This window comes from Streptomyces crystallinus (assembly GCF_039521265.1).
GTDB lineage: Bacteria > Actinomycetota > Actinomycetes > Streptomycetales > Streptomycetaceae > Streptomyces > Streptomyces crystallinus.
This window is the reverse complement of the sequence record NZ_BAAACA010000024.1, coordinates 1-6,469: the sequence shown is the minus strand read 5'-3', so window position 1 is coordinate 6,469 and position 6,469 is coordinate 1. Positions and strand designations below refer to the sequence as shown.

The window sequence follows — 6,469 nt, the reverse complement described above, 5'->3', positions numbered from 1 at the left end:
CCCCCGACTCATCCCCCGTAGGTGGCCTCGGACTCGCCCAGCACCTCGGCGAAGTCCGCGGCCAGCCGGGCGGCCTCGGCCGGTTCCAGATCCGCCGAGGTGATCCGTACCCCGGCCCCCGAGGCGATCCGGAACCGCGCCCCGGCGGCCACCCACCAGCCGCGCGAGCGCAGCCCGTTCACCACCGCGGACTCGTCCCGCACCGGCACCCACAGGTTCATCCCGCTGGCCCCGTGCGAGGGGATCCCGCGCCGCTCCAGCTCGCCCGACAGAGCGCGGCGCCGCTCCCCGTACGCCTCACGCGCGCGATGGACGAGTTCTCGCGCCATCCGGTCGGTGAGCAGCCCGAGCACCGTGCCCTGGAGCAGATGGCTGACCCAGCCCGAGGTCAGCAGCAGCCGGCCGTCGTGCCGCGCCAGCGTCGCCGGGTCACAGGCGGCGGCGGCCCAGCGCAGGTCCGTGCCCAGGTACTTGGTCACCGTCCGCACATGCGCCCAGCGCGCCAGCCGCCCGCCCTCCGCCAGGGAGTACAGCGGCGCGCCCGCGACCTCCGCCGCGTGGTCGTTCTCGATCACCAGCACCTCGGGCGCCCCGCGCAGCACCTCCACCAGCTCGTCCCGGCGCCGCCGCGAGAAGCAGCCGCCGTAGGGGTTCTGCGCCCGCGGGCTGCACACCACGGCCCGCGCCCCGGCCCGCAGCGCCTCACGCAGGGCCTCCGGCCGCATCCCCTCGTCGTCGACGGCGACCGGGACCGTACGCAGCCCCATGACCTGCACCAGGTCCAGCAGATGGTGGTAGCCCGGGTCCTCCATGGCCACCGCGTCCCCGGGCCGCAGCTCGGTGGTGAGCAGCCGGGCGACGCAGTCGAGCGCGCCGTGGGCGAAGGTCACCGACCCGGCGGGGACGCCGTCGTCGCCCAGCCACTCCTGGACGCGCTCTTCGAGCAGCGGCAGCCGGGGTGTGGAGCGGTGCGACCGGGCGCCCGCCGTCATCCGTACCGGCGCGGGCAGTTCGGGCAGGAAGGCGGGGTCGGGGTGGCCGCCGGCGAGGTCCCGCAGCCCCTGCGGCACCTTCGGCGGACGCCGGGAGGCGACCGAGGGAGCCGCCGCGACCACGGTCCCGCCGCGCCCGTGCGTCACCACGACACCCCGCTGGCGCAGGTCCTTGTACGCCGTCGCCACCGTGCCGGGACTCACGCCGAGGTCGTCCGCCAGCCGGCGCACCGGAGGAAGCGTGTCGCCCGGCGCCAGCCCGCCCTCGGCGACGGCCCGTTCGACGGAAGCGGCAATTCCCTTGGCCGAGGCGCCACTGATCGCATATTGTTCTGCCACGTACTGAACTATGTATCAATACATAATGCCAGTCAAGGGGGAGCAGTGACAACGCGCAGCCGACGAGCCGCACTGTGGGAACGAGTCCCAGGAGGCCGCGACGGCCGACTGATGCTCTGGGTCGCCTTCGTCGACCGCACCGGAAGCGGTCTGTGGGCCGCCGTCTCGGTCCTGTACTTCACCTACGTGGCCGGCCTCTCGGTCGCCCAGGTCGGCACGCTCGTCGCCCTGGCCGGCGCGGTGGGCATCGCGGGCGCCCCCGTCGGCGGCCGCATCGCCGACCGGTTCCCCCTCACCCGCGTACTCATCGTCTTCCAGGTCCTGCGCGCCCTGGCCTCCGCAGCCCTGCTCACCACCGACAACTACGCGCTCCTGCTGGTGTACTCGGCCGTCGGCAGCTTCGGCGACCGCTCCGCCAACGTGCTCACCAAGCTGTACGCGGCCCGCGTCGCCGGACCCGACCGCGTCCGCTACCAGGCCGTCAGCCGCACCCTGGCCAACGCCGGCTGGGCCGTCGGAGGCCTCGCCGCGGCAGCCGCCCTCGCACTCGCCACCACGGCCGCCTACCAGTGGCTGCTCGCCGGGGACGCCCTCTCCTTCGTCGGCGCCGCCCTGGTCACCGCGCGCTGCACGGAACCGCCCTCGCCCTCGCGCACGGTCGCCACCTCCAAGGAGCCCGCACCCGCCGAGCGACCGGGCAGCCCCTGGAAGGACCGCACCTACCTGGCCTATGTGGCCACCGAGTCCGTCCTGTTCATGGACGACGCCGTCTTCAAGGTCGGCATCCCGCTGTGGGCCGTCTCCGCCACCGACGCGCCCCACGGCCTCGTACCGCTGCTGATGGTGCTCAACAACGTGATGGTGGTGGGCCTTCAGGTTCCGCTGGCCCGCTTCGGCGCGACCACCAAGGCGGCCCACCGCCTGCTCCTCCCGCTGGCCGCCGTCTTCGCCGCCGCGGGAGTGGCCATGGCCGCCTCGGCCGTCCACGGCGCCGTACCGGCGAGCATCTGCCTGACCGTCTCCGCCGCCGCGTTCACCCTGGCCGAGATGATCCACGCCACCGTCTCCTGGGAACTCTCGATCGCGCTCGCCCCGGACCAGGCCCAGGGCGCCTACCTCGGCGTGCACGGACTGGCCCAGTCCGCTCAGCGCAGCGCGGGACCGCTCGCCGTCACCGCGGCCATCGCCACCGGCCCCGTCGGCTGGACCGCCTTCGGCGCCGTCATCGCTGTGACCTGCTGCGTTCAGCACCGGCTGGTACGGGACCGGCTGCCGCGACCGGCGTTGTCAGTGCCCCCGGTTACGGTGAGTGAGCACTGATCGACAGCGCTCAGGGGGAAACATGGCGCACATCCGCAATTCCAGGAAATCCACCAGCCCGAAGTCCGCCGCCCGGTCCCGCACACACGGCGGCTCCCGGCCCGCCCGGGCTCCCAGAGCCATGCGGCGCACCCTGCGCAGGGAGACACCCAGCACCGTGGGCCTGCTGGCCGACGCCTACGACTTCGAGGCGATGACGAGGTACGGGTCCTTCGCCTTCGACGACCACACCGCCTATCTCCGCCAGGTCGAGGGCCTGCTCAGATCCTTCGCCGCCCAGGGGCTGCACACCACGGTCGCCCTCTTCGACCCGGAGGAGTTCACCGAGTTCTGCACGGCCACCGGCATCGACCCCGACACCGCCGACAGCCGCACCCGCTTCACCGCCGAGATCGCGGCCGGCGGCGCCCGCGTGGTCTACGCGGGCCAGCCCATCGACAGCCTGGTGCCCGAGCTCATCAACAAAGCGGTCCGCCAGGCGACCTGGGACTACGCAACCCTGCTCCTCGCCGACTTGGGGGAGTGCGCCGAATGCGGCCAGGACATCGGCCGCTCCGCCTTCGAACGCGCCTCGACCATCCTCACCCGCCTGATCGAGGCGGCGGGCCCCGGCCTGCACCACATGGTGTGCAGCGTCCAGGCGGAGCAGGAGCAGCTGATCGCCGTGCTCCACGCCGAGGGCCGCGGCGGCGACCCGGCCCTGCTCGACGAGACGGACGTCGCCGAGTTCGTCACCGTCCTCGCCGCGGGCATCGCCCAGCACAGCCCGGGAGGCCTGGTGCTGCGGACGACGGCCGCTCACACACCCGACCGCGTCCACGGCTGGCGGCTGCACGCGGGCAGCCTGCACCCGCTCACCGCCGGCGAGGTCTTCAGCGCCTACTGCACGGACGCCGACACCGGAGACCCGGTGGCGCCCGAACCAGGAGTGGACTACCGAGCGGGCTTCCCGTTCGACCAGCCCACCACCGACCACTGACCACTGACAGCCCTGGGAACACAGACGAGAGGGGCTCCCCGCCGCACCCGCGACAGGAAGCCCCTCTCACCCGGACACCGCGCCCGGCCTCGCCGGACGCGCCGGGATCACTCCCCGGACAGCACCGCCTGCGCGGCCACGCGGGCCTCCTCGGCCGAGTCCGCGGCGCGGGCCGCCGCGGCCGCACGCTCGCACTGGGCGAGCGTGTACTTCGCCAGCGTCGCGCGCACATAAGGAATGGACGCGGCACCCATCGACAGGCTGGTCACACCGAGACCGGTCAGCACACACGCGAGCAGCGGATCGGAGGCGGCCTCACCACACACACCACAGCTCTTGCCCTCGGCCCTGGCCGCCTCGGCCGACAGCGCCACCAGGTCGAGCAGCGCGGGCTGCCACGGGTCCTGGAGCCGGGACACCGCACCGACCTGCCGGTCGGCCGCGAACGTGTACTGGGCCAGGTCATTGGTGCCCAGCGACAGGAACTCGACCTCCTGGAGGATCGAGCGCGCGCGCAGCGCGGCGGAGGGGATCTCCACCATCGCGCCGAACTTCGCCCGCAGCCCCGCCTCCCGGCACGCGTCCGCGAACGCCTTGGCGTCCGTACGGTCCGCGACCATCGGCGCCATGACCTCCAGGTAGACCGGAAGCCCCTCGGCGGCCTTGGCCAGCGCCGTCAGCTGCGTCCGCAGCACCTGCGGGTGGTCCAGGAGCGACCGCAGACCACGCACACCGAGCGCCGGGTTCGGCTCGTCGGCGGGCGTCAGGAAGTCGAGCGGCTTGTCGGCGCCGGCGTCCAGCACCCGCACGACCACACGGCCCTCGGGAAACGCCTCCAGGACCTTGCGGTACGCCTCGACCTGCTTCTCCTCCGACGGCGCCTTGGCGGAGTCGTCGAGGAAGAGGAACTCGGTACGGAACAGACCGACGCCCTCGGCGCCCGCCTCCACCGCCGCCGGGACGTCGGCCGGACCGCCGACGTTGGCGAGCAGCGGGACCTTGTGCCCGTCCGACGTCGCACCCGGACCGGAGGACGCGGCCAGCGCGGCCCGGCGCTCGGCGGCGGCCCGCTCCAGCTCGGCGCGCTTGTCCTCGCTCGGGTCGACGAAGATCTCGCCGGTGCTGCCGTCGACGGCGACCATCGTGCCCTCGGCCAGCTCACCCGCGCCCGGCAGCGCCACGATGGCGGGGACGCCCAGCGCCCGCGCCAGGATCGCGCTGTGGCTGGTCGGCCCGCCCTCCTCGGTCACGAAGCCGAGCACGAGCGCCGGGTCCAGCAGCGCGGTGTCGGCGGGCGCGAGGTCACGCGCGATCAGCACATACGGCTCGTCGCTGTCCGGGACACCCGGCATCGGGACGCCCAGCAGGCGCGCCACGATGCGGTTGCGCACGTCATCCAGGTCCGCCACGCGCCCCGCCATGTACTCACCGGCGCCCGCGAGCAGCTCCCGGTAGTGCGAGAACGCGTCGTACACGGCACGCTCGGCGGTGCTGCCGACAGCGATGCGCCGGTCGACGTCGGCGATCAGCTCGGGGTCCTGGGCGATCAGGGCCTGAGCCTCCAGCACGGCCTGCGCCTCACCGCCCGCCAGGTTGCCGCGCGCGTTGAGATCGGCCGCCACGGCCTCCACGGCCTTGCGGGCACGCCCCTGTTCGCGCTCCGCATCCTCCGCGGGAATCTGCTTGGCCGGCGGCTCCAGAACCGCAGTGCCCATGTGCCGGACCTGGCCGATCGCCACACCGTGGCTCACGCCGACGCCTCGCAGCGTTGTCTCCATTTCACCCGTCTCCGATTGGTGCGGCGGTCTGCGCCGCCGCGGTGGATGTCGAACTCACCGTCTCGACGACGGCGACGTCACGACCTCTGGCCGAACTACTTCCAGCTGAAGAGGGCGTCGCCGGACTTCACGTCGCCGCTGTCGACCAGCTCGGAGAGGGAGTCGGCCGTGGCCTCGAGAGCCACGATGGGGCACACGGGGGACTTGCCGGCCTCTTCCACGGCGGCCGGGTTCCAGCGCACCACGGCCTGGCCGCGCGTGACGGTGTCGCCCTTGTTGACGAGCAGCTCGAAGCCTTCGCCGTTGAGCTGAACGGTGTCGATGCCGAGGTGCGTCAGCACACCGTGGCCCTGGTCGTCCACGACGACGAAGGCGTGCGGGTGCAGGGAGACGATGACACCGTCGACGGGAGAGACCGCCTCAGAGGGCTCGCGTACGGGGTCGATGGCGGTACCGGGGCCCACCATTGCGCCGGAGAACACCGGATCGGGCACTGCCGCGAGTCCGATGGCACGCCCGGCGAGCGGGGACGACACGGTGGTCATGGATGGCCTCCCAGGGGGTGGGGCTTCTTCGTGTCACCGCCACTACCTGCTGTGTGACGGCGTACTGTTCAGAAGGGTAAGTCATAGGAAGTCCGGGTTCGCCTGGTATGTCTCCAGGGCGGACTTCCTCGACGGAGACTACTGGACTAGACCGGTGGGGTAGTGGACTAGACCATAGCTCCCCACAGGGGCCCTGGGTCGATTTGCCCCGACCGCGCCGAGGGATGTACTGTCCTAAGTCCTGCCTGACCGCGACGTGTGAACTTCACGTGCATCTGTCGGGGCGGGCACTGCTCCTCACTCAACTTGTTGATCTTGATCTCCACCCCGCTTTGCTGTGCCGGTATTCCGGTGTCGCAAAACGAAGTGGTCGGGGAGAAGGAAAAGCACTGATAGAGTCGGAGCCGCCGGAAAGGGAAACGCGAAAGCGGAAACCTGGAAAGCACCGAAGAAATCGGATCGGAAAAAGATCTGATAGAGTCGGAAACGAAGGAAGCGCCCGGAGGGCCCGGAAAC

Annotated in this window: 6 protein-coding genes; 2 read left to right on the top strand and 4 right to left on the bottom strand. The window is 72.1% G+C overall.

Going from position 1 to position 6,469, the window contains the following annotated elements:
* Positions 1-8: 8 nt before the first annotated feature.
* On the bottom strand, positions 9-1,331 hold the full coding sequence (locus ABD236_RS19970; protein WP_344075145.1) for an aminotransferase class I/II-fold pyridoxal phosphate-dependent enzyme: 1,323 nt from the start codon (positions 1,329-1,331) through the stop codon (positions 9-11).
* A 111-nt stretch (positions 1,332-1,442) separates the two neighbouring features.
* Between ABD236_RS19970 and ABD236_RS19965 the strand changes: the two genes are divergently transcribed.
* Complete coding sequence (locus ABD236_RS19965) at positions 1,443-2,651, top strand: MFS transporter (RefSeq protein WP_344075144.1); 1,209 nt, start codon at positions 1,443-1,445, stop codon at positions 2,649-2,651.
* A gap of 22 nt (positions 2,652-2,673) precedes the next feature.
* The gene (locus ABD236_RS19960) at positions 2,674-3,630 is read left to right on the top strand and encodes a hypothetical protein (RefSeq protein WP_425543909.1); all 957 of its coding nucleotides are present in this window, start codon (positions 2,674-2,676) and stop codon (positions 3,628-3,630) included.
* Between the two features lie 107 nt (positions 3,631-3,737).
* On the opposite strand, the gene ptsP is transcribed toward ABD236_RS19960, so the two are convergent.
* The 3 genes from ptsP to ABD236_RS19945 all read right to left on the bottom strand — a co-directional run.
* A complete protein-coding gene (ptsP, locus tag ABD236_RS19955; protein ID WP_344075143.1) occupies positions 3,738-5,408 on the bottom strand; it encodes a phosphoenolpyruvate--protein phosphotransferase in 1,671 nt (556 codons plus the stop codon).
* A 95-nt stretch (positions 5,409-5,503) separates the two neighbouring features.
* Positions 5,504-5,953, bottom strand: coding sequence for a PTS sugar transporter subunit IIA (locus ABD236_RS19950; RefSeq protein ID WP_344075142.1), 450 nt, complete (start codon positions 5,951-5,953; stop codon positions 5,504-5,506).
* 297 nt (positions 5,954-6,250) lie between these two features.
* Positions 6,251-6,469 (bottom strand): hypothetical protein (locus tag ABD236_RS19945; RefSeq protein WP_344075141.1); only part of this gene is annotated, 219 nt, incomplete at its 5' end.

Excerpts from the sequence above, each read along its gene's own strand:
- ABD236_RS19965 (WP_344075144.1), top strand. The coding sequence starts at position 1,443 with ATGCTCTGGGTCGCCTTCGTCGACCGCACCGGAAGCGGTCTGTGGGCC.
- ABD236_RS19960 (WP_425543909.1), top strand. The coding sequence starts at position 2,674 with ATGGCGCACATCCGCAATTCCAGGAAATCCACCAGCCCGAAGTCCGCC.
- ptsP (WP_344075143.1), bottom strand. The coding sequence starts at position 5,408 with ATGGAGACAACGCTGCGAGGCGTCGGCGTGAGCCACGGTGTGGCGATC.
- ABD236_RS19950 (WP_344075142.1), bottom strand. The coding sequence starts at position 5,953 with ATGACCACCGTGTCGTCCCCGCTCGCCGGGCGTGCCATCGGACTCGCG.